Raw genomic sequence first — 23,159 nt, 5'->3', positions numbered from 1 at the left:
GATGCAAGATGTGAATATTGAAGCGGTACGTCAGTTTCTGCTGCAACTACAACAAACTATATGTCAACAATTAGAGTTGCAAGATGGTGAGGCTGTTTTCCTTCACGATGATTGGCAACGCGATCCAGCTGAACATCAAGGCTTAACGGGGGAGGGTCGAACTCGCGTATTGAGTGACGGTGCGGTGTTTGAGCAAGCAGGCGTTAACTTTTCTCATGTTTGTGGGCAACAAATGCCAGCTTCGGCCACTGCCCAGCGGCCAGAACTGGCGGGTCGACACTTTGAGGCGATGGGGGTTTCGTTAGTCATTCACCCGAACAACCCCATGTTGCCCACTTCTCATGCCAACGTACGCTTTTTTGTTGCTGAAAAAGAGGGCGAGGCGCCGATCTGGTGGTTTGGTGGTGGTTTTGATTTAACGCCTTACTATGGTTTCGATGAAGACTGTATTAGCTGGCACCAAACAGCGGCGGATTTGTGCCAACCCTTTGGGGATGATGTTTATCCGAAATATAAGGCTTGGTGTGATCGTTATTTCTTTTTGAAACATCGAAATGAAACACGTGGAATTGGCGGTTTGTTTTTTGATGACTTAAATACTCCCAGCTTTGAGCAAAGTTTTGCCTTTACTCGAGCGGTCGGCGAAGGATTTCTCAAGGCTTATTTGCCGATAGTTGAGCGTCGTAAAGCGCTTCCATTTACTGAACAACAACGAGATTTCCAGCTGTATCGACGGGGACGCTATGTTGAGTTTAACTTAGTCTATGATCGTGGCACTTTGTTTGGCTTGCAATCGGGGGGCCGTACTGAATCCATTTTGATGTCTTTACCGCCTTTGGTTCGATGGCGTTACAACTGGCAGCCTTCGCCGGGGAGTGCTGAACAGCAATTATACCAACGTTATTTGGTTGCCAGAGATTGGCTCAGACTAAAAGCATAATTTATCTTAAAAAAATGATTTAAATTCTTGCAAGAATGCCGACTTTAGATTAATTATTTTAACTGTTGGGTGGTCCCCATCAAGTTAACTTTAATGATTTTTTTATTAGTTGGATTTTAAGCTATGAATGGATCGTTTTTAGCAAAACGTCGATTTTCAGATGATAAACATTTTCGCCGTGGTTTTTCTCGTAGTGGTGCTTTTACCATTAAAGAAGCTGAGTTGTTAGAGCGTTGTGGTTACGCTTTCAAAGAGTTGGATGAGTCTCTTCGGGAACCACAAGACGAAGTTGAACAAGCCTTTATCGCGGTATGTCGTAGCGAAGCTGAGCCGGAAACAGCAGAGCAAAAACTATGGTTGAAGTATAAAAAGCTTACTGGGCGTAAAGCCTTTCATGGTTTAGTCAGTAATCCACCGAAAGCTCAGGCTAGAGTGGTAGATAGTGACGTTGACGATGGCGATGATGATGTGGAGGATGTTAGCACTGCCGATCTAGACGGTGAAGACTAAAATAAAGCAGCGTAAGCTGCTTTTTTTGTTATTTTAAACCATTGCACTTTGGCATTTCTGTGTAGCCTTGTTAAGGTGCAATTATGTTTTCTTTAAGTAGCGTTCAACATGGATTTATACGCAGTATTTGGCAATCCAATCCGTCAGTCAAAATCTCCCTTCATTCATACTTTATTTGCTCAACAAACTCAGCAAGCTCTGGTTTATAAGGCGATTGAACCAGCCCTTGATGGTTTTGCCGTCGCGCTTCAGCAATTTTGGTTAGATGGCGGTAAAGGTTGCAATATCACGGCCCCTTTTAAGGAGCAAGCTTATCAAGCGGCTGAGCAATATTCCCAACGAGCCTTATTAGCGGGCGCGGTGAATACCCTTAAGCGGACCGACGATGGTGTGATTTTGGGAGATAATACCGATGGCGCGGGCTTGGTGGCGGATTTACTGTCCAACTTCGGTGAGCTCAAATATAAACGCATCTTATTGTTAGGCGCAGGTGGAGCGGCGCGTGGCGTGCTACATCCCTTGCTGTTAGAGCAACCCAATGAAGTGCTTATTGCTAACCGTACTTTGAGTAAGGCTGAAACTTTGGCGCAGCGCTTTGCGGAGTTTGGTGAAGTTCGGGCTTGCTCATTTGAGCAGCTCAGTGGGAAGTTTGATATTATCATTAATTCAACCTCAGCGGGTCTTGCTGGAGAGCTACCAGCGGTAAGCGCTGAGCTCATTCATTCCAAACTGTTGTGTTATGACATGACTTATTCTGCGCAAATGACTGCATTTAATGCTTGGGCGATTCGCCATGGCGCAGCTAAGGTGGTGGACGGTTTAGGCATGCTAGTGGGACAAGCCGCCGAGAGTTTTGTTATTTGGCGTGGTATCCGACCTGGAGCACGCCAAGTATTACGTGAACTTAGACGAAATTTAAGTTGTTAGTCAACGATAGGTGAGAACCAAGAAGAAAAACCACTAAGCGGTTGCGCTAAATTGCATACCGATGTGAGGAATATCATCTTCTAGATAGGGTTCGCTACAGATTTCAAAACCAAGTTTTTGATAGAAATCTTCCAAATAGCGTTGCGCCGAAATAGCAATCTGCGCTTGTGGCCAACGCTGCTGACAAAAATCAATCGCTTGTTGCATCAATTGCTGCCCTAGGCCGTCCCCTCGGGCAGAGGCTGCGATGACCACTCGGCCAATACTAGCCGTTAATGGGCTAGGCTCAAATACTCGAGCATAACAAAGTAACTGTTGCTGGGGGGTGCTGCCCAATAGGTGCCAAGCTTCCGGATCTTTGCCATCGGCGTCTTGATAGGGACAATTTTGTTCGACCACAAACACCGACTCTCTGAGCTCCAGTACCTGATAGAGTTGCTGATTAGTTAATTGTTCGAAGCTCAGCCATTGCCATCTAATCATTTAATATTCACTTGCAGTTTGTGTTAACAATGACAACACTTTAAAACAAATCGATAAAACAAGACAAGTGTTACTAGGAGTAAGCGATTTATGAATCAAGCAATTATTATTAGTGATGACCAGCACTGGCAGTCGGTCAATCAGCGAGTAGAGTTTACGGCTCAAGTGATGGGGGCGAAGATAATGTGCGCGGTGCGTAAAAGTACTTTAGAGCACCTGGTCGGTTTACCCTTGAATAATGATGCGAAAATGTTGGAGGCTTATCACAGTGTTCAGTTTGATATTGAAGATCTGCTAGAGCAGAAATTACAACAAGAAGATTTCGAACCCAACGGCGACCTTGTTATTTAGCCTGAGCTCGGGATTGTTCGCTGTGTACAATCATGCAACGTCTCCCAAGCTTAGGATCCGTTAAGTTTAACTCTCAAGATATTGCTGTTTTAAGCGTACGTAGTTTTGTGCGGATTCGCCTAAAAAAGCTTTCTCTTTTTCACTCAGGGGGCGAGCTTGTTTGGCTGGACTTCCCATATAAAGATAACCAGAGCTTAAACGTTTATTTGGCGGGACTAAACTGCCGGCACCGATCATTACCTCGTCTTCTACTACGACCCCATCTAATACGATGGCACCCATCCCAACTAATACTCGATTACCAATAGTACAACCATGTAACATTGCTTTATGGCCTACTGTGACATCTTCTCCGATGAGTAGAGGGAAACCATCGGGTGGGTTCTCAGTTTTTCGGGTGACATGTAAAACACTGCCATCCTGTATATTCGAGCGAGCACCTATATGAATATGGTTCACATCACCTCGAGCGGCGACCAAGGGCCAGATACTTACGTCATCACCAAGTTTGATCTCACCATATAGGACAGCGCTAGGATCGACCCAGACTTCTTTGCCGAGAATCGGGCTATAGCCTGAAAAGGATTTAATGGTCATTGCAATCTCCACTCATTGTTGCCATTACGATTGGCTCCCAGCTTACGTTATCCCTCGTTGAATACAAAGTGTTGCACTGTATCAGAAAGGAAATTTAAGACTAATGGATGAGCGTCGCCAAGAAAGCCAATAGTGAATACCGATGTCGAAGTTAAGATAAACAGATATCACAGTATCTAATTGTAGTGTCCAAATTAGCTCATTTCGGCCTTCAAAGTATGAATAATAAGCTCTTCGTGCCTTTTTTCGCCATAAAGTCACATTTTTACGTTTTTATTCAAAAAACACTTGCGCTAAAAACTCGGATCCCTATAATGCGACTCCACTGACACGGCGGGCAGCACGCAATAGCGCAGCAGCAAGCGGTCAGGGTTGGTAAGGCCTGAGGCTTTATCAGCGGCGGTTAAACGCTTCAAACTTTCCTTAGAAAAGTTCTTCGGAAAAGATTGAAGAAAGCGGTTGACAGTCACCGAGGATGGCGTAGAATGCGCACCTCGCTTCGCAAGAAGCAACGCTCTTTAACAATTTATCAAGCAATCTGTGTGAGCACTCACAGAGCACTAAGCGAAAAAAATTAGCTTAAGTGGACTGGAGTGACACACTGTTTTAACAGTAATAATTTCAGTATTTACTTTGAGCGAAAGAACTTTGATTGAAGAGTTTGATCATGGCTCAGATTGAACGCTGGCGGCAGGCTTAACACATGCAAGTCGAGCGGTAACATTTCTAGCTTGCTAGAAGATGACGAGCGGCGGACGGGTGAGTAATGCTTGGGAATATGCCTTTACGTGGGGGACAACAGTTGGAAACGACTGCTAATACCGCATAATGTCTTCGGACCAAAGGAGGGGACTCTTCGGAGCCTTTCGCGTAGAGATTAGCCCAAGTGGGATTAGCTAGTTGGTGGGGTAATGGCTCACCAAGGCGACGATCCCTAGCTGGTTTGAGAGGATGATCAGCCACACTGGGACTGAGACACGGCCCAGACTCCTACGGGAGGCAGCAGTGGGGAATATTGCACAATGGGCGAAAGCCTGATGCAGCCATGCCGCGTGTGTGAAGAAGGCCTTCGGGTTGTAAAGCACTTTCAGTTGTGAGGAAGGCAATATGCTTAATACGTATATTGTTTGACGTTAGCGACAGAAGAAGGACCGGCTAACTCCGTGCCAGCAGCCGCGGTAATACGGAGGGTCCGAGCGTTAATCGGAATTACTGGGCGTAAAGCGTACGCAGGCGGCTTTTTAAGCCAGATGTGAAATCCCCGGGCTCAACCTGGGAATGGCATTTGGAACTGGGAAGCTAGAGTTTTGTAGAGGGTGGTAGAATTTCAGGTGTAGCGGTGAAATGCGTAGAGATCTGAAGGAATACCAGTGGCGAAGGCGGCCACCTGGACAAAAACTGACGCTCATGTACGAAAGCGTGGGGAGCAAACAGGATTAGATACCCTGGTAGTCCACGCCGTAAACGATGTCTACTAGTTGTCTGTGGGTTTAACCCGTGGGTAACGCAGCTAACGCATTAAGTAGACCGCCTGGGGAGTACGGCCGCAAGGTTAAAACTCAAATGAATTGACGGGGGCCCGCACAAGCGGTGGAGCATGTGGTTTAATTCGATGCAACGCGAAGAACCTTACCTGCCCTTGACATACTAAGAACTTTCCAGAGATGGATTGGTGCCTTCGGGAACTTAGATACAGGTGCTGCATGGCTGTCGTCAGCTCGTGTCGTGAGATGTTGGGTTAAGTCCCGCAACGAGCGCAACCCTTATCCTTATTTGCCAGCACGTGATGGTGGGAACTCTAGGGAGACTGCCGGTGATAAACCGGAGGAAGGTGGGGACGACGTCAAGTCATCATGGCCCTTACGGGCAGGGCTACACACGTGCTACAATGGCATGTACAGAGGGATGCGAACTCGCGAGAGCAAGCGGACCCCAGAAAGCATGTCGTAGTCCGGATCGGAGTCTGCAACTCGACTCCGTGAAGTCGGAATCGCTAGTAATCGTGGATCAGAATGCCACGGTGAATACGTTCCCGGGCCTTGTACACACCGCCCGTCACACCATGGGAGTGGGCTGCAAAAGAAGTGGGTAGTTTAACCTTCGGGAGGACGCTCACCACTTTGTGGTTCATGACTGGGGTGAAGTCGTAACAAGGTAGCCCTAGGGGAACCTGGGGCTGGATCACCTCCTTATTATGAACGTTTATGTTTTGTGACGTGTTCACACAGATTGCTTGATAGAAGATAAAGAGAGAAGTTCTAGTGTGGTTTAGAACCAACGAGAACAGCTAACGCAGTGTCCCGTTCGTCTAGAGGCCTAGGACACCGCCCTTTCACGGCGGTAACACGAGTTCAAATCTCGTACGGGATACCATTTCTCTCTTTGGCTTAAGAAAATAAAGCTAAGCATTATGTTGATACAGTGCTTAGCTTTGGTTTCTAAGAAGCCGAATGCTCTTTAACAATTTGGAAAAGCTGATAAAAAATATCTCAAAAATACGAGTTAAATAACAAGTGTTTTTGGTATTCAAAAAATAAGGTGATCGTACTCGAGTGGCAGGATTTATACAGCCTGACCATTCAAGTGATTTAAGCGACAACATTTAGGTGTTGTATGGTTAAGTGACTAAGCGTATACGGTGGATGCCTTGGCAGTCAGAGGCGATGAAGGACGTGTTAATCTGCGATAAGCCATGTTGAGTCGATAAAAGACGTAATAGACATGGATTTCCGAATGGGGAAACCCACTGCATTTTATGCAGTATCGTAACGTGAATACATAGCGTTGCGAGGCGAACCCGGGGAACTGAAACATCTAAGTACCCGGAGGAAAAGAAATCAACCGAGATTCTGGTAGTAGCGGCGAGCGAACCCGGATTAGCCCTTAAGCTTCTTATAATTTAGTGGAACAAGCTGGAAAGTTTGGCCGTAGCGGGTGATAGCCCCGTACACGAAAGGTGATTTGAAGTGAAAACGAGTAGGACGGCACACGTGATATGTTGTCTGAATATGGGGGGACCATCCTCCAAGGCTAAATACTCCTGACTGACCGATAGTGAACCAGTACCGTGAGGGAAAGGCGAAAAGAACCCCTGTGAGGGGAGTGAAATAGAACCTGAAACCGTATACGTACAAGCAGTGGGAGCCTCTTTGTGGGGTGACTGCGTACCTTTTGTATAATGGGTCAACGACTTAATTTCAGTAGCAAGGTTAAGCGAATAGCGGAGCCGTAGGGAAACCGAGTGTTAACTGCGCGCATAGTTGCTGGGATTAGACCCGAAACCCGGTGATCTAGCCATGGGCAGGTTGAAGATTGGGTAACACCAATTGGAGGACCGAACCGACTAATGTTGAAAAATTAGCGGATGACTTGTGGCTGGGGGTGAAAGGCCAATCAAACCGGGAGATAGCTGGTTCTCCTCGAAAGCTATTTAGGTAGCGCCTCGGACGAATACTAGTGGGGGTAGAGCACTGTTAAGGCTAGGGGGTCATCCCGACTTACCAACCCTTTGCAAACTCCGAATACCACTAAGTACTATCCGGGAGACACACGGCGGGTGCTAACGTCCGTCGTGAAAAGGGAAACAACCCAGACCGTCAGCTAAGGTCCCAAAGTCATAGCTAAGTGGGAAACGATGTGGGAAGGCTTAGACAGCCAGGATGTTGGCTTAGAAGCAGCCATCATTTAAAGAAAGCGTAATAGCTCACTGGTCGAGTCGGCCTGCGCGGAAGATGTAACGGGGCTAAGCTATGCACCGAAGCTACGGGTACTTGCTTTGCAAGTGCGGTAGAGGAGCGTTCTGTAAGCCGTTGAAGGTGAATCGTAAGGTTTGCTGGAGGTATCAGAAGTGCGAATGTTGACATGAGTAACGATAAAGGGGGTGAAAAGCCCCCTCGCCGAAAGACCAAGGTTTCCTGTTCAATGTTAATCAGAGCAGGGTGAGTCGGCCCCTAAGGCGAGACTGAAAAGTGTAGTCGATGGGAAACAGGTTAATATTCCTGTACTTCGTATAATTGCGATGGGAGGACGGAGAAGGCTAGGCCAGCGCGGCGTTTGGTTGTCCGCGTTTAAGGTTGTAGGCTGGACACTTAGGAAAATCCGGGTGTCTAAGGCTGAGGATTGATGACGAGTCACTAAGGTGATGAAGTGGTTGATGCCCTGCTTCCAGGAAAAGTCTCTAAGCTTCAGATTATACGAAACCGTACCCCAAACCGACACAGGTGGTTGGGTAGAGAATACCAAGGCGCTTGAGAGAACTCGGGTGAAGGAACTAGGCAAAATGGTACCGTAACTTCGGGAGAAGGTACGCTGCTGTTGGTGATGGGACTTGCTCCCTGAGCTGACGGCAGTCGCAGATACCAGTTGGCTGCAACTGTTTATTAAAAACACAGCACTGTGCTAAATCGAAAGATGACGTATACGGTGTGACGCCTGCCCGGTGCCGGAAGGTTAATTGATGTGGTTAGCGCAAGCGAAGCTATTGATCGAAGCCCCGGTAAACGGCGGCCGTAACTATAACGGTCCTAAGGTAGCGAAATTCCTTGTCGGGTAAGTTCCGACCTGCACGAATGGCGTAATGATGGCCAAGCTGTCTCCACCCGAGACTCAGTGAAATTGAAATTGCCGTGAAGATGCGGTGTACCCGCGGCTAGACGGAAAGACCCCGTGAACCTTTACTACAGCTTGACACTGAACATTGACCCTACATGTGTAGGATAGGTGGGAGGCTTTGAAGCGTTGTCGCTAGATGATGTGGAGCCGACCTTGAAATACCACCCTTGTAGTGTTGATGTTCTAACGTTGTCCCGTTATCCGGGATGCGGACAGTGTCTGGTGGGTAGTTTGACTGGGGCGGTCTCCTCCCAAAGAGTAACGGAGGAGCACGAAGGTTGGCTAAGTACGGTCGGACATCGTACGGTTAGTGCAATGGCATAAGCCAGCTTAACTGCGAGACAGACACGTCGAGCAGGTACGAAAGTAGGTCATAGTGATCCGGTGGTTCTGTATGGAAGGGCCATCGCTCAACGGATAAAAGGTACTCCGGGGATAACAGGCTGATACCGCCCAAGAGTTCATATCGACGGCGGTGTTTGGCACCTCGATGTCGGCTCATCACATCCTGGGGCTGAAGTCGGTCCCAAGGGTATGGCTGTTCGCCATTTAAAGTGGTACGCGAGCTGGGTTTAGAACGTCGTGAGACAGTTCGGTCCCTATCTGCCGTGGGCGTTTGAGAATTGAAGGGAGCTGCTCCTAGTACGAGAGGACCGGAGTGGACGAACCGCTGGTGTTTGGGTTGTTATGCCAATAGCATTGCCCAGTAGCTACGTTCGGAACTGATAACCGCTGAAAGCATCTAAGCGGGAAGCAGGCCTTGAGATTAATTCTCACTAGGACTTTAAGTCCTCTGAAGGGCCGTTGGAGACTACAACGTTGATAGGCAAGGTGTGTAAGTGCTGTGAGGCATTGAGCTAACTTGTACTAATTACCCGTGAGGCTTAACCATACAACACCTAAAGGGTGTTGCTTATAGATACTTTATTTTAGAACCAAGAGTGCTTGTTATGCTCGTGGGATATGTCAGTTTTTTCGAATGTTAAAGACAACAAGTTTTTGCCTGGTGGCAATAGCGTTGTGGAACCACCTGAACCCATGCCGAACTCAGAAGTGAAACGCAACTGCGCCGATGATAGTGTGGGGTCTCCCCATGTGAAAGTAGGTCACTGCCAGGCGCCTATTTTAAAAACCCAGCTATGTGCTGGGTTTTTTTATGTCTGAAATTGCCATGTAAAAGTAGGCTGGATATCGCCAGACACCTATTTAGAGAAAGCCTATCCTCACGGATAGGCTTTTTTATGCCTTACACATACGATGTTTCGCTAAAAACGACCTGTTGCGCGTTGCTAGCGCCTCCGTAGGTCGGAAGCGCTGCGGTTTAAGGTTTTAATGTGAAGCTCTATTTTTATTCAACAAAGCTTTGTTTGTCATGTATAGCCTGTCATTGAAGTTTAAAAAGCGATAATCTCTCATCCAATTGTTGTGACATACTGGCTAAGGTTTCGCTTTCTGAAGCAAGATAACCGGATGCTTGAGTCATTTCTAAGGCAGCGTCATTAATTCCTGACACATTACGATTCATATCTTCTGCAACCGCACTCTGTTCTTCGGCAGCCGTTGCGATTTGGGTCGATTGGTCACTTACATGTTCAATATGACTGACAATGGTTCCTAGATCGCTGCCGCAACTTTCTGCGGATTGAACGCTAACATGCGCTAAGTCTTTACTTTTTTGCATCACACTGGCGGTATCAACGGCGAGTTTTTGTAGGCGATTAATTGTGCTTTGGATCTCTTCGGTTGATTGATTAGTCCTTGCTGCTAAATTTCTAACTTCATCGGCGACGACCGCAAATCCTCGACCTTGTTCTCCGGCTCGAGCGGCTTCAATGGCAGCGTTTAATGCGAGCAAGTTGGTTTGTTCAGAAATACTACTGATCACTGAGGTGACATCACTGATCTCCATCACTCCTTCTTTTAACTTATTCACTTGATCGGTGGCCGATTCTAGTTCAACGGATAAAGTTTTAATGCTATCAACACTTAAACTTACGTCGTTATTACCAAGTTTTGCCTCTTTACTGGCATTAATTGTGTCAGTTGCAGTAGATTCAGCATAACCTGCCACTTCGGCAACGGTTGCCGACATTTGATTCATCGCTGTGGCTAGTTGGTTTAGTTGGTCTCGTTGATTGGTCACTGCTTGACTTGTTTCTTCTGCAGAAGAGGCGATGCGTGTTGCAGCATCTGCTAGTTGTTTCGCTGAGTTCACCGACTCAAGTAAAGCCTTACGAACCGAGCGAATACTTTCGTTAATTCGCATGGCAACAATACCAATTTCATCTTGGCCATGAACTGGAATTTTGGCCGTGAGATCGCCATCGGCGACTGATTTCATCGCTTGCTTAATGTCTTCAAGCGGTTTCACTACGGAAGAGCTAATGATATAACCCAACAGGATCATAATAACGATAATCAGCAAGGTGGCTCCCGCCATTTTTAACACCTGATTGTTCACTTCTTGAGCAATGTCGTCGGTTAGCATTCCTGCACCGACGATCCACCCCCAAGCTTGAAAATTTCGAAGATAGGCTATTTTATTCGAGGCTTGCATGTTGCCATTAGTCCAAGGGTAGGTAACGATGCCACCATTTGGCCTCTGCCCAGCATTAACCATGTCGTACCAATAGTGTTCTTTGGAGCCTTTGCTTGCGTCGCCCATTTGCTGACCAATCAGATCGGCCCGTATCGGATGAGCTAATATTCGGCGTGAAGTATCAATAATATATAGGTAGTTATTACCATCAAAACGAGTTGCTTCGATCAACTCCTTGGTTCGAGCTTGAGCTTCTTCTTTAGAATATCGTTGATTGAAGTCGGCTATTTGGCTGAGAGCCGCATTAACCACTGCCTTGAGGCGTGATTCTCGTTCAAAGGTTAAGTTACGGCTGAGGGTGTTTGCCGAAATTAGCGACAGGCTTATAAAGCCTATGATTGCGACACTAATAAGGATGCTAAGTTTAATACTGACTCTAATATCTTTAAGTTTTAACATTTGTCTATTACCATTTTGGCCCAGCAACGGTGTTACTTGGGGTCTAGTTACCAGTCATGCGATCAATTATTACCCTATGCTTGAATTATCATCATTGGATAAATTTGATCTTGTTAGTCTATGAAAAGCAATTCACCGTAATCGAGACGTACTTTCTTTCCTAGAAAAATTTAGTAGCTAAACCAATTTATGGGACATAGAAATCAACTTCGGTTTTTAAGGTTATAAAGTAAGCAACTCAACTTAATAGTAGTTTCCGCATTAATAGTTTCAAATTATTTGGCGATTTAATTTATAAGGTCTTTTGACATTAGTTGCTCGGCATATTGATCGAGTGCTTTAAGGGCTGGTTTATCTTTTGATTTGCTTCAGATCTAAAACTGGCTGGTGAACGCTATGAGCTTGAATAAATGGCGTCGATGGTCTTGGCATTTTCTGCTGCAAAAATATTCCTAAGTCATATCGATAAGAGTTTAATAAGCGGGCTCTTTTAGCGGGGGGTATCGAGTTTAGCAGTACAGTCTCTGAATCAAGAAGTAATCAAGCACTGTAAAAATAGTTTTGGAAGAACATCTGTTAAGAAGCCGTTATGTGTGGGAGGGGGACTACTTCGAATATTACATTATATGCTCTTGGATTGAACAATTCCTATTTATAAATCATAAGCTTATGGGAAATGTTTTTCCGCAGTTTCATTTTTTTATGACAATTTTTTGCCGTCCACAGGCAAGATTTGCCGATTCTACATGGATTTTACTGTTTAGTTAATAAACAACAGTCATATTGTTTATCGGCAGCGCTAAATAAAAATTTACATCAAATTTCAAAATTAACATAAAATGCTGAAATATATGAATTTAGTGGCATTTAATTTGCATTAAGTCATTGGTGAATGACCTAAGCGACGGATTGTTGTCGGTGATTACACGTTTGTGTCGATTAGATCTTCGTAAGGATGTGTTTCTAATGACGTTAGTGGCATTTGCTTTGCTATAAGTTGTTTATGTTTTATTTAAGCAGCTAATTAAAAGGGGCGTTCAGTCCTCTTCAGTAAAGTATATGAAAGAGTAATAAACGGAACTAGCGGAAGTGGGAATAGATCAATGATAACTAGGATGATGGTGATGTGCAGTATAGCCTTGTTAGCTGCATGTTCGACTATTAAAGAGGGCGTAGAAGATGTTGTGGAAAGCGTCCAAGAGCATGAAGACAGTAGTCAGCGACAAGTCACGGTGAGTACCGATCATCGTTCACCAATTCCAGATGACCCTTACTATGCGCCTATTGAACCCGGCCCTGCGGCGGCACCAGTGATTGTGACCGGCTCGATGTTTAACAGCAACACTTCGCGGAGTTTATATAGTTATACACCTCCTTTCGCTTTAGGCGATACCATCACCATTTTACTTGATGAGGAAGCTACTGCGACTAAGTCGGCTAGTTCAACTCTGGGGAAAGAAAATAGCTATAAGTTGGATCCGATTTCGGTACCTGGTGGCACCTTGACCATTAATGGTCGAGAAGTGCAACTAGAAATGAATCAGAAGCAAGATTTTGATGGTTCTTCAGACGCCAATCAACGACATCGTTTATCTGGGAGAATTACGGTATCGGTGGTCGACATTCTTAACAATGGCAATCTGGTGGTACGCGGAGAGAAGTGGCTGGTAATTAATAACGGGAAAGAGTATATGCGGTTTACCGGTATTGTTCGGCCTCTAGATGTTGCGGAAAATAATACGATCGGCTCTTATCAAGTGGCCGATGCACGGATCGAGTTTAGTGGTACTGGGGATCATGCCGACGTGCAAACTCAAGGTTGGTTGTCTTCGTTCCTAGGCGGAAGTATGTGGCCCTTATAGGAAGTTGATGATGCACCTATTGAGATTGATTTACTCTAGTGCTTTTTTGTATGCGCTATTGGTTGTTCCTTGTTACGGCGTGTGGCTGGAGGGAGAAGGACAGGCGCGGATTATTGATGGTCAAGTCGATACTGCTCGCCAGCAAGCGATCCAAGCTGCGTTGATCACATTAATGTATCGGGGTGGGGCGAGTGTTAAGTCTTTGCAGGTTGTTAAATCTGGAGTGCTGGAAACCGATGAACTAACGGTTCGCACTAATGGCGAAGTGTATGACATGAAGCTGTTAGTTGAGACGATCAAGGAAGACCAGATTATGGTGAAAGTCACGGCTGATATCTTTCCCCTTAATAGCTGTGAAAAGGACAGTTATGCGAAGACCTTATTTGTTGGTCCTTTTCAGCTACAAAAGCGTGAGCATGCTCAGTTGGGCGGAATTTATCGTACACCGGAAGAGGTATCACGAAGAGTTTTTCATCGTTTCAAGCAAAACAGCAAGCGGGTGGATGCGCGTCATTTAATGACTCAGCAAATTGCTTTGGATGGTCGTTACTCGCATGATTTAGAATCGCAAATGCTAACGTTCGCTCGTTCGTTATCGGAAAAATTCGATGTGCAATACATCCTGTTTGGTCAAATCGTCGATATGTCCAGTTATAACGAGACTTCCACCAATCTGCTGGGTATCAGTGATACGGTGAAACAACGAAACTTTCAGATGAAGTTGTTTGTGATTGATGGAATCAATGGAGAGACTGTTTTACGTAAAAATTATGGCTCGAATCGAGAGTGGCCGTTTGATGTCACTATGAAGTTTGATGTAACTGGTGAAACGTTTTGGTCTTCGGATTATGGCAAACTGATTGATTCCTATATAGATCAGTCAGTTCAAGATGTTGAAGATTCGTTGTATTGCCGACAAAGCCTCGCCAAAGTTGTTGGTATCTATAATGGTCAGGTTGTGATTAATATCGGACGAGTAAACGGCGTGCGTAAAGGGGATAAATTTGAACTGGTTCGTCAGCAATATCTGATGCATCTTGATGGTGGTTTAAAAGGCCCGATCTTTAATGCCGACAATACTCAACTCACGGTTGTATCGGTACAGTCAGATCGAGCCGTGTTAAGCACACAGCGCTACTCGGAAATGGCAAATATTCAAATTAGGGATGTGTTGGTCGCGGTTAATCAAGACCCTTTTGCCCTAGACGACTCAATTAATTAGCAAGGAAGATACAATGAGCAGCACTTATAACTCGACGCCACTCGCAACCCAAGATATCGCTTATAAACCTAAGCTTATCGAGGTAAACGCTCAACAGACCGCGGAAGAAAGTAGTAATGGTGGTTTTGCTGAAACCCTAAAGCAAGTGCTTCAGTTAGGTGATTCAAGTGCTACGGAGTCCTTAGGGCAAGCGGCTGATAAGCTCACCACCGAGGAGCAAACCGCAAAGGCTGAGCCGAAGGATCTAAGTCTTGAAGAATTGGCGCCTAAAGCTTTGGATTTAGGTTTAGGTTTAGCCTCTGGAAATCCTATCGCTGCGGGTTTAGCGGGAACTGATTTATTACAAAGTGGCTTAAAAACTGATATCGAAGCACAATTTACTCAACTCGGGCAAACGCTTGCGGCAGCTTTGGTTGCTGGTTTATCAGGTAACCCAATTGCCACGGCAGTGACATCAAGCGTGGAAAGTGTCGGCCAACAAACGGCCTTGGACCAAGTGAAAGCTATCGGAGAGCAGGCGCTTGGTGCAGAGTCCAAAATTTCAGGTGTCAGCGATTTAGTAGAGGCGGTCGGGTCTAAAATTGCAGGAGTGACCGAATCGGCTGAAGCGACTGAATCGAAAACCGCAGCCAACCTCACCGGGGCAATTAAAACCAAGGGAACAATTCCTCAAGCCATTCTCGATGCTCAAGCAGCCAAAATTAATCAACAAAAAGGTATAGAAGAGAATAGTTAATCGCTGGCTGTTCTTTGATTGAGAGGAGTCTTGGTATTTCACTTCTCTTCAATACCCGCTAATGTTGCTGCGTATTACATCGCTGAGTGAAAGCGCGTCAGTCGTTTTCAAGTGAGATCACCGCGCAGTAAGATTGGACTCATGACAATTCTTTACAATTTAATACCCTTTGTTTTACATAGCATAAATGTAAAAAATCTAAGTGATATTATATCTTCACATGTTCTTTTGATGAAGATTGAATATGATGGCATGAAGAATGTGTCGGTTTAGGTAAGGGAATATATGAAAATTATTGTGCTTTGGTTACTTGCATTAAGCTTGTTTGCCTGTGGTGGGGGTGGGGAGAGTAATGGTAGTAGTGACGGTAATGTCACAGAAGAACTCCCAAGCTATCTGCTTTCAGGGACCGCAAACGTATTATCGAATACTGTCATTGATAGTGATGTAAATGATTTCAATGCTCCTTATGTAACCAACAATACCAGCAGTACCGCGCAACAACTCCCACCGATTGCCGTAGTTAGTGGCTATTTAACGAGTGAAGCGACGGGGGTGGCCGATGATCGGTTTGCCGACGAGAATGATGATATTGATGTTTATAAAGTAGATTTAGAGCAGGGCCAGTCGATATTTTTAGAAATCGCCGACTGGCAACAGGGAAGCGCTGCGAATAGTGATTTTGATCTGGTTTTGTATCGAGTTAGTGATCTGAGCACGGAGGTGGCGAGCTCTATTGGCGTGAATCAAACTGAATACCTCAGTGTCGATGCAGCCGACAGCTACTATGTACTCGTGACCACTTATACGGATGCCAATCAAACTCTCTCTCGTGGTAATTATACTCTACGTTTGATTGCACAAAACCAGCAAAGTACGGCGGCTGGGCAGTACTTGAGCACCCAACAGGATTTTGTGAACGATCAAATCGTAGTCAAGCAAGCACAAACTTTGGCGCGTGCCATGACTGCCACCGATGATGAGTTATCGCTACTGAGCGCTGGCCCAACCATGAGCTTGTATCAGCAGCAGAGTGGTGCTCGGGTCCGCTCATTGGGGACTAGCACCAGCGCGCCTGAGGTGGCTGGATTTTCCGATAACGCTTCCGCCGAATATAGCGCGAAGAAACGCAGTTTGCTGAAAGTGAAGCAAATGGCCCATCGGCTGGGAAGTGATAAGGTGACGCCTAATTATCTTTATCGGCCCAGTGCATTATCTAACGATCCCTTAGTGGCTCGCCAATGGCATTATCAGCAAATTAATTTAGCGGCAGCTTGGCAAGCAATGCAAGGGCAAACCTTGAACGATGTTGTGGTGGCGGTAATCGACACTGGGATGTTCCAAAGTCATCCAGATTTGCAAGCTCAACTGAGCGATGACGGTGTCGATTTTATTCTTGATAGCGATATGTCTCTTGATGGCGATGGCATTGATAGTAACCCTGAAGACCCCGGCGACCAGAGCGGTACCAATGGTAGCTCATCTTGGCATGGCACCCACGTGGCAGGCACCATCGCGGCACAAACCGACAATGCGATAGGTGTTGCAGGTGTCGCTCCCAATGTGAAAATTATGAATTTACGGGCCTTGGGTTATGGTGGCGGAACGCTGTATGATATTTCTCAGGCGATTTTATATGCGGCGGGCCTGAGCAATGCCTCGGGTCTTTTGCCGAAACAAGCTGCCAGTGTCATTAATATGAGCCTAGGCGGAACCAGTAGTTCTTCAGTATTAAACGATGCCGTACAAGCTGCGGTGGCTCAGGGCGTTATTGTGGTCGCAGCAGCGGGTAACGAGAGCTCTTCCCAAGCAAGCTATCCTGCGGCCTTAGCCAATGTTATTGGTGTTAGTGCGGTGGACGCGAGCCAAACGATTACCTCTTATTCTAATTATGGCAGTTACATTGATATTGCTGCGCCGGGCGGCAATAGTAGCGTTGATTTAGATGGGGATGGTTATGGTGATGGGGTCTACAGTACTTATGTGAATCAAAGAGGCGCTAGTCTCACTGCAAGTTACCAATACTTAAATGGCACCAGCATGGCTAGTCCGCATGTTGCTGGGGTTGTTGCGCTGATGAAACAACTTAATCCCAACCTTAACACGGCAGATTTTTTGAACTTACTGGCCAGCGAGAGCCTCAGTGATGATATTGGTGCTGTGGGTCGAGATGATAAATATGGTTATGGCTTATTAAATGCCGAGAAGGCGGTGCAAAGTCAAATTGATAGCAGTGGTAATATCTCTAGTTATCTCCGTTTAAGCACTCGTCAGATTAGCCTCAGTTCTTCAGAAAGTTCTGCTGAATTCACTGTAACATTAGTGGGGAATAGCGGCCTGTCGGTACAAAGTGTGGCCAAAGACGCTGGGTGGTTAACCATTGACTCCAGCGAAGCCGATAGTAACGGCTTAGGTCGCTATGTGGTTGAAGTGAGTCGTACTGATTTGAGCGATGGTACTTATAGTACCACCATCACTCTAAGCGCTTCCGATGGTCGAGAATATCCAGTCAGCTTATCGATGACGGTGAGCAAACAGCAAGCCGATGATAGTGGTTTAGTTTATGTGTTTTTGGTTGATCCCGTGACAGAAAATCTAGCTTATCAACAGCAGGTGACAATGACTGGGGGAGTGTTCCCGTTTAGTTTTGCGCAAGTGAAGGCCGGTGAATATCGTCTTTATGTGACTTCTGATCTCGACAGGGACGAGAGTATTTGTGATGAAGGAGAGCTGTGTGGTGCTTACCCGGTGCGCAATGATATTACCTCCATCATCGTTGATGGAAATATCATTGGCTTGACCCTAGATATCGAACCCATTAGCTCACAGTTTAGCAGCGCACAAAATATCGCTATTTTAAAGGAATAATCGCGAGATATGACGTCGGGTATTGGCTGAAGTGGGAGAGTGCTTTTAGCCAATACCCTATGCTTTGCTGAGCATCCATAAGTTGATGCCGTAGAAGAAGATATGTAATCCAAACAACATGCCGATTAACCACGCCAGTCCAGCTGCACCCGATAAGATAATCACGAGACCGAGTAAGATGCTAAACAGCGCTCGGCACTTCGCCCAAATAAGCTGCCCCGCGTTTAGTCGTGAGCCTTTGAAACTTTGGATACCGTAGATGATCAAACCGCCGCCTAAACACAGGGCGGCTAGACCTAAAGTGATTCCAGGAAACAGCGTTAGTAATAGTCCCACGGCTAAAAACAACCAGTAACTACTATGATCGATTGGTTTGACGAGTTGTTTGCGTAGTCGTTGGTTGAACCATAAGCCTACAGCGGCATAAGCAATGATCGATAAGCCTAAAACGATGGCACTAAAGGTCCCTACATAATAGGCCAATAGCATGGTGATGAAGCCAGCGATAATATGTACAATCGCGATTTGTTGAAGATAGCTAAACTTGTGCTTGGAAAGTTTCATAATGTTCTCATTTCCTCAAAATAAATTGTGGTGAGGCGATTTGAGAGCCAGACCCGCATCGTCTTATCAAGGTAGTGATGTGTTGTTGAAAGTACAACTAAAAATAGCGGTATTGTGGCAAAATTAAGGCACTTAGTTTTGCGATGAATTTTATATTTGATTGCTGATTTTATTGATCAATATCTTGTAAAGTTACATAAATTTATTATTCATCATACTAAATGAAGATCTAGTTCAATTAGTTGGTGACTAGAGCTTGCTTGACTATTGGTTAACAGGATGTGAACAGGCATAATAGAAAAATATCGCTTAAGTATGTTTTGTTATGGTGAACGCCAAACGAGAAAGGGGGCTAAATGCTGGAATTGAGTTGTTTACGTTTATCGCAAGATAAGTTGGCTGCGTTAATCGAAATCACACCGCAAGACAGCCATGTTAGCGTCACCGATGTTCAAGCACTGTTGCATCGTTCTGAATATAGCCACTACTTATTTGATGAGGAGGCGATTCAAGACGCTGTTGCTAAGTTTGCCGAGTTGAGGGAGTCTCCTGAACTGATTAAGAAGTGGGGCGATACTTTTATAAAAATTGCCAGTATTCGCAATGCTGAGATTAGTATTCGAATTTCAGAGGATAAGATGGTGGCTCGAGCCACTATTACCGCCGCCTATGGCGGTAGGCCAATCTCTCAGGGGGATCTGGTAAATGCTATGCAAGAAGCGGGGGTGAGCTTCGGTCTACAAAAACAACGCGCTTTAGCATTGCTTAACGCCGCTAGAACTGCCGATCCGGGGATGAAATTGGAGAAGGTTGTGGCCTTAGGTCGTGCAGCGGTTGATGGTCAAGATAGTCGTTTCGAGCGCTTAGTTGCCACTCCTAAAGAACGTTTGTTACAACCTCAGGAAACCAGTGATGGTAGGGTTGATATGCGTGACCTTGGTAGCCTCGAAACGGTTGAGCCAGATAAGCCCTTGATGCGCCGCCATCCCTTCACTGTCGGTCGTCAGGGGATGAGTGTTTGTGGCGATTCCTTACCTTTTAAGCAAGGCCGAGAGATTCCTTTTACCGTGGGCGAGGGTTCGCGTATAGCAAATGATGATCAAAACCTGTTACTGGCGACCTGTACCGGCCTGCCTTTGGAAATCGAAAATGGCATGAAAGTTGACGATGTGTTGTCGATTAAAGAAGTGGATGTCAGCTATGGCCATGTCGATTTTAGCGGTAGCATATTAATCACGGGTAACGTTGCCGAAGGTATGAAGGTGTCCGCGACTGGCGATGTACATATTAATGGTTTTGTCGAATCGGCGAATATTGTTGCGGGTGGTGATGTAGTGGTTGGTAAAGGGGTGATAGGCCACCGACTCAAGGAAGGGGACGAAAACTACTCCTGTTCGATTCAAGCCCAAGGCGAAGTGCATGCCACTTTTATACAGTACTCTCATGTCCAAGCGGAAAAAGATGTGACCGTGACCAGCCAGTTACTGCATAGTAAAATAGAGAGTAAGGGAAAGGTGACGGTGAGTGATGCGGGTGGTTTGCGAGGAACCTTAATTGGTGGCTCTGTCGAGGCTGGTGATGAAATATCGACTGTAGTACTTGGCGCCACTGCGGGCACTGCAACGCAGCTGACTATCTCTGGTGATTTTGATGAAATCCAAGAAGAGCGTCGAAGCTTAAATAATGTGAAGCAAACTCTCCACCAAAAGCTGGGTAAGGTGCTTGATGCCCAGATGAAGTTGAGTTCTGTAAAAAAAGAAGAACGGGAGCCCGATACTGCCGATAAACTTGCGGCAACCTTACATCATACTCGTCAGGAGTTGGTACAAATTGACTTTGCCCTCGATTATAACCAGCAATTAGAGCAAGAATTTTTTGCTAAGGCGAAGCTGACGGTGCGCCGAGAGTTACACCCTAATGTTCGTTTAGATATTGTGGGTCAGAAATTATTTACTAATCGGGAGTACGGCCCCACCGAAACCAAATATGAAGAGGGTAAAATCAGCTTCACGCCTCTAGTGGGTAAAAAGTAAGACCGAGGTTGAATGACTAAGGTGTCGAGTGTGGTGTGAATCGACCAGTGACACAAGCTGTTAGTTTAAGCCATGTTTCTGGTAAAAATGCGTCGAACAGCACTGTTATAACCGACTAATTATTTTTAGGTTTTTCTAAGAGTTCTAGGGCATATTCGAAGGCCGCAATAAAATCACCTTCGTGCTGATTGGCATTTGTTTGCATTGAGCCACTCACCAAGCGAACTTGGGTTTTCGGGCGTTTTTGTTTACTCGGTTTGTTCGATTTACTCAGGTCAGAACGCTTCAAATTCAGCCTCTAGTTGCGAGTAGTGATTCGTTATTGTTGAATAAAACATCTTAATCAACATTCGATGCCAGAACCATAGTTATCTATCGCATATTTAATCATTGCCGCACTACTATCGAGTTTCAGTTTACGTCTGATCTTTAAGGTATGGGTTTCTACGGTACGGATACTAATCGATAATTTATCTGCAATTTTTTTGTTACTACAGCCAGAAGCGAGTAGTTGCAATACCTGTTGCTCTCGTTTACTGAGGGCCGCGCTGGTTTTGCCTGATTCGAACAGTTGGTTAGAGACCCCTGCACTGATATAACATCCGCCATTGGCTACGGCTTGTAAGGCGTTGACCAGCTCGCAAGAGGTAATGTCTTTTAAAAGGTAGCCTTTGGCACCATGACGCATTGCATTTTGCACGTATGCTTTGTTGTTGTGCATGCTTAACATAATTACCTTCGTCTCGGGGGATTGTACTGCTAGTAATTCTAGCAGCTGAATCCCATTGAGCTTGGGCATATTAATATCAGTGAGCACAATTTGGGGTTTTAAGCGGATGACTAAATCTAAGGCTTGTTGCCCATCTGCAGCGGTGCCTACGACTTTAAATTCTTCCGTGGTTTCTAATCGCATCTTCAAACCATCTTGTACTAAGGGATGATCGTCGACGAGTAAAACTGAGGTCATGTAATTTGCTCCAAGGGTATTTGGCTGAATGTTGAGCACTTTTGTAGCGGGAGTTTGATGGTAATTTGAGTCCCTTTCGCAAGTTGGCTATGGATACTCACTTGGCCATCGATGTGGGAAATTCGTTCGAATATATTGCGTAAACCCAAGCCGCTACTGGCGAACTCGGGGCCTCGATTAAATTGTTTGAAGTTTGCTTGAGTTGATTTGTTTTCGATTTCAAAACCACAACCATTGTCGCGAATGGACATCTGGAGTTGTTGTTTACGATGCGTTAATAGAATATCGACAGTATCAGCAGCAGCATGTTTTTCTATATTTTGTAGAGCTTCCTGAGTGATCCGATATAAGGTGGTTTGGACCATTGCTGGTATGTGAATGGCATTGATGTCGCATTCGAAAAATACGTCGATAGCGGTGCGTTGTTCAAATTCTTGGCAGAGACTGGTTAAAGCCGCGCCGAGGCCAAGATCATCTAATACACTTGGGTGTAGATCTTTGGAAATACGTCTTATTTCACCGATTGCTTGATTAATGGTGTGGAGTCCTTGGTGCAAGCTAACGCTGATGGTTGTTGGGGTGTTGCTGCATTCGGTTGCGCTTTCTAGGCGATACTTAATAGAGACAAGCAGTTGATTAATACCGTCATGTAATTCACGACTCACGCGCTGTCGCTCTTGTTCCTGGGAGTCGATGATTCGTTGGGTGAGCGCTTTCAGTTTTTTATCGGCCAGCTTGTGTTCGGAAATGTTGAGAGAGGTGCCTAGTAAAGCGATCACAATGCCTGAAATGCTGGTGACGATGAATAGCCATATAAAATTATGATCAATATTTTGCTCGGTTTGCAGCTTGATTCGAGCCAGTTCTGCATCCACATCATCGAGATAGACGCCAGTGCCTAGCATCCATTGCCACTTGTCGAGCAGGACCACATAAGCCAGCTTTTTCACCCGTTTTCCGGTACTGGGTTTTTCCCATAAGTAATGGCTGAAACCGCCGCCAGCTTTCGCCTGAGTAATCAGATCCTGAATTAACATGGTGCCTTCCGCATCTTGGTAATTCCAAAGGTTTTCTCCGACTAATTCGGGCAATATCGGGTGTACTAAATTTAGTCCATCTAAGGTGTACGCAAAAAAATAACCATCTTCACTAAAGCGTAGTCGAGTGAGGATGTCTCGAACTTGCTGTTTCGCGTATTGATCGTTGGCAGACGCTGGCTCATAAATATTGCGAATGCTCGCAAAGGCTTGCGCGATATGATTTTGCAGTTCCAGGGTTTTGCTGTGCATGATATTGGTTTTGATCAGCTTAAGCTGTTGCTTTGCCAGCGTTGATGATTGCTTAAAGACCAAGCTAGCAATTAAGGCTGTAACGCAAATCAGGGGAACCACCGACAGTAGAATAATTTTAATTTTAAGCGACCACATGACCGAAGCGTCTCATTATTTCTTGTTAATTTAATGTTAAATCTGTTGCCTGAGCTAAAATAG

Annotated in this window: 16 protein-coding genes, 1 tRNA gene and 3 rRNA genes; 13 read left to right on the top strand and 7 right to left on the bottom strand. The window is 45.5% G+C overall.

The window, feature by feature from the left end:
* The first annotated feature begins 1 nt into the window (after position 1).
* The 3 genes from hemF to aroE all read left to right on the top strand — a co-directional run bounded on the left by hemF (position 2) and on the right by aroE (position 2,377).
* A complete protein-coding gene (hemF, locus tag ACRRSW_RS21695) occupies positions 2-940 on the top strand; it encodes an oxygen-dependent coproporphyrinogen oxidase (protein ID WP_432455479.1) in 939 nt (312 codons plus the stop codon).
* A gap of 123 nt (positions 941-1,063) precedes the next feature.
* Positions 1,064-1,450: a DUF413 domain-containing protein gene (maoP, locus tag ACRRSW_RS21690; RefSeq protein WP_432460434.1), complete on the top strand. Its 387-nt coding sequence runs from the start codon at positions 1,064-1,066 to the stop codon at positions 1,448-1,450.
* A gap of 108 nt (positions 1,451-1,558) precedes the next feature.
* Positions 1,559-2,377, top strand: coding sequence for a shikimate dehydrogenase (gene aroE / locus ACRRSW_RS21685; protein WP_432455481.1), 819 nt, complete (start codon positions 1,559-1,561; stop codon positions 2,375-2,377).
* A 33-nt stretch (positions 2,378-2,410) separates the two neighbouring features.
* On the opposite strand, the gene ACRRSW_RS21680 is transcribed toward aroE, so the two are convergent.
* Positions 2,411-2,860, bottom strand: coding sequence for a GNAT family N-acetyltransferase (locus tag ACRRSW_RS21680; protein WP_432460433.1), 450 nt, complete (start codon positions 2,858-2,860; stop codon positions 2,411-2,413).
* Positions 2,861-2,950: 90 nt separating this feature from the next.
* Here ACRRSW_RS21680 and ACRRSW_RS21675 point away from each other — a divergent pair, with 90 nt between their 5' ends.
* The gene (locus ACRRSW_RS21675) at positions 2,951-3,211 is read left to right on the top strand and encodes a DUF1488 domain-containing protein (protein ID WP_432460432.1); all 261 of its coding nucleotides are present in this window, start codon (positions 2,951-2,953) and stop codon (positions 3,209-3,211) included.
* Between the two features lie 66 nt (positions 3,212-3,277).
* Here ACRRSW_RS21675 and ACRRSW_RS21670 read toward each other — a convergent pair whose 3' ends face one another.
* Positions 3,278-3,808 carry a gamma carbonic anhydrase family protein gene (locus ACRRSW_RS21670; protein WP_432460431.1) on the bottom strand — a complete coding sequence of 177 codons (531 nt, stop codon included), beginning with the start codon at positions 3,806-3,808 and terminating at the stop codon, positions 3,278-3,280.
* A 649-nt stretch (positions 3,809-4,457) separates the two neighbouring features.
* Here ACRRSW_RS21670 and ACRRSW_RS21665 point away from each other — a divergent pair.
* The 4 genes from ACRRSW_RS21665 to rrf all read left to right on the top strand — a co-directional run bounded on the left by ACRRSW_RS21665 (position 4,458) and on the right by rrf (position 9,537).
* A 16S ribosomal RNA gene (locus ACRRSW_RS21665) occupies positions 4,458-6,000 on the top strand.
* 105 nt (positions 6,001-6,105) lie between these two features.
* Positions 6,106-6,181 (top strand) — tRNA-Glu (locus tag ACRRSW_RS21660).
* Positions 6,182-6,423: 242 nt separating this feature from the next.
* Positions 6,424-9,311 (top strand): 23S ribosomal RNA (locus ACRRSW_RS21655).
* A 110-nt stretch (positions 9,312-9,421) separates the two neighbouring features.
* Positions 9,422-9,537: ribosomal RNA gene (rrf, locus tag ACRRSW_RS21650) — 5S ribosomal RNA — on the top strand.
* The 16S, 23S and 5S rRNA genes sit together here with 1 tRNA gene alongside, the layout of an rRNA operon.
* A 266-nt stretch (positions 9,538-9,803) precedes the next feature.
* On the opposite strand, the gene ACRRSW_RS21645 is transcribed toward rrf, so the two are convergent.
* Positions 9,804-11,417, bottom strand: a complete 1,614-nt coding sequence (locus ACRRSW_RS21645) for a methyl-accepting chemotaxis protein (RefSeq protein WP_432455485.1) — start codon at positions 11,415-11,417, stop codon at positions 9,804-9,806.
* Between the two features lie 1,103 nt (positions 11,418-12,520).
* Between ACRRSW_RS21645 and ACRRSW_RS21640 the strand changes: the two genes are divergently transcribed.
* The 4 genes from ACRRSW_RS21640 (at position 12,521) to ACRRSW_RS21625 (ending at position 18,105) form a co-directional block, all read left to right on the top strand.
* The gene (locus ACRRSW_RS21640) at positions 12,521-13,279 is read left to right on the top strand and encodes a flagellar basal body L-ring protein FlgH (protein ID WP_432455486.1); all 759 of its coding nucleotides are present in this window, start codon (positions 12,521-12,523) and stop codon (positions 13,277-13,279) included.
* 7 nt (positions 13,280-13,286) lie between these two features.
* Positions 13,287-14,501: a flagellar assembly protein T N-terminal domain-containing protein gene (locus ACRRSW_RS21635; protein ID WP_432460430.1), complete on the top strand. Its 1,215-nt coding sequence runs from the start codon at positions 13,287-13,289 to the stop codon at positions 14,499-14,501.
* Between the two features lie 13 nt (positions 14,502-14,514).
* The gene (locus ACRRSW_RS21630) at positions 14,515-15,237 is read left to right on the top strand and encodes a hypothetical protein (RefSeq protein WP_432460429.1); all 723 of its coding nucleotides are present in this window, start codon (positions 14,515-14,517) and stop codon (positions 15,235-15,237) included.
* 285 nt (positions 15,238-15,522) lie between these two features.
* Positions 15,523-18,105 carry a S8 family peptidase gene (locus ACRRSW_RS21625; protein WP_432460428.1) on the top strand — a complete coding sequence of 861 codons (2,583 nt, stop codon included), beginning with the start codon at positions 15,523-15,525 and terminating at the stop codon, positions 18,103-18,105.
* Positions 18,106-18,162: 57 nt separating this feature from the next.
* Here ACRRSW_RS21625 and ACRRSW_RS21620 read toward each other — a convergent pair whose 3' ends face one another.
* Positions 18,163-18,669, bottom strand: a complete 507-nt coding sequence (locus ACRRSW_RS21620) for a hypothetical protein (protein WP_432460427.1) — start codon at positions 18,667-18,669, stop codon at positions 18,163-18,165.
* Positions 18,670-19,025: 356 nt separating this feature from the next.
* On the opposite strand from ACRRSW_RS21620, the gene ACRRSW_RS21615 reads away from it, so the two are divergent.
* The gene (locus tag ACRRSW_RS21615) at positions 19,026-20,702 is read left to right on the top strand and encodes a DUF342 domain-containing protein (RefSeq protein ID WP_432460426.1); all 1,677 of its coding nucleotides are present in this window, start codon (positions 19,026-19,028) and stop codon (positions 20,700-20,702) included.
* 115 nt (positions 20,703-20,817) lie between these two features.
* On the opposite strand, the gene ACRRSW_RS21610 is transcribed toward ACRRSW_RS21615, so the two are convergent.
* The 3 genes from ACRRSW_RS21610 to ACRRSW_RS21600 are packed head-to-tail and all read right to left on the bottom strand — an operon-like array spanning position 20,818 to position 23,096.
* The gene (locus tag ACRRSW_RS21610) at positions 20,818-20,991 is read right to left on the bottom strand and encodes a hypothetical protein (RefSeq protein WP_432460425.1); all 174 of its coding nucleotides are present in this window, start codon (positions 20,989-20,991) and stop codon (positions 20,818-20,820) included.
* A 54-nt stretch (positions 20,992-21,045) separates the two neighbouring features.
* Positions 21,046-21,669 (bottom strand): response regulator, encoded by a 624-nt coding sequence (locus ACRRSW_RS21605; protein ID WP_432460424.1) that lies wholly within the window; start codon positions 21,667-21,669, stop codon positions 21,046-21,048.
* Positions 21,666-23,096 carry a cache domain-containing protein gene (locus ACRRSW_RS21600; protein ID WP_432460423.1) on the bottom strand — a complete coding sequence of 477 codons (1,431 nt, stop codon included), beginning with the start codon at positions 23,094-23,096 and terminating at the stop codon, positions 21,666-21,668. Before ACRRSW_RS21600 ends, ACRRSW_RS21605 begins: the two co-directional genes overlap by 4 nt.
* Positions 23,097-23,159 lie beyond the last annotated feature (63 nt).

This window comes from Agarivorans sp. QJM3NY_25, from assembly GCF_050870875.2.
Lineage (GTDB): Bacteria > Pseudomonadota > Gammaproteobacteria > Enterobacterales > Celerinatantimonadaceae > Agarivorans.
The sequence above is the reverse complement of the archived record's forward strand: the minus strand, read 5'-3'. Positions and strand labels throughout refer to the sequence as shown.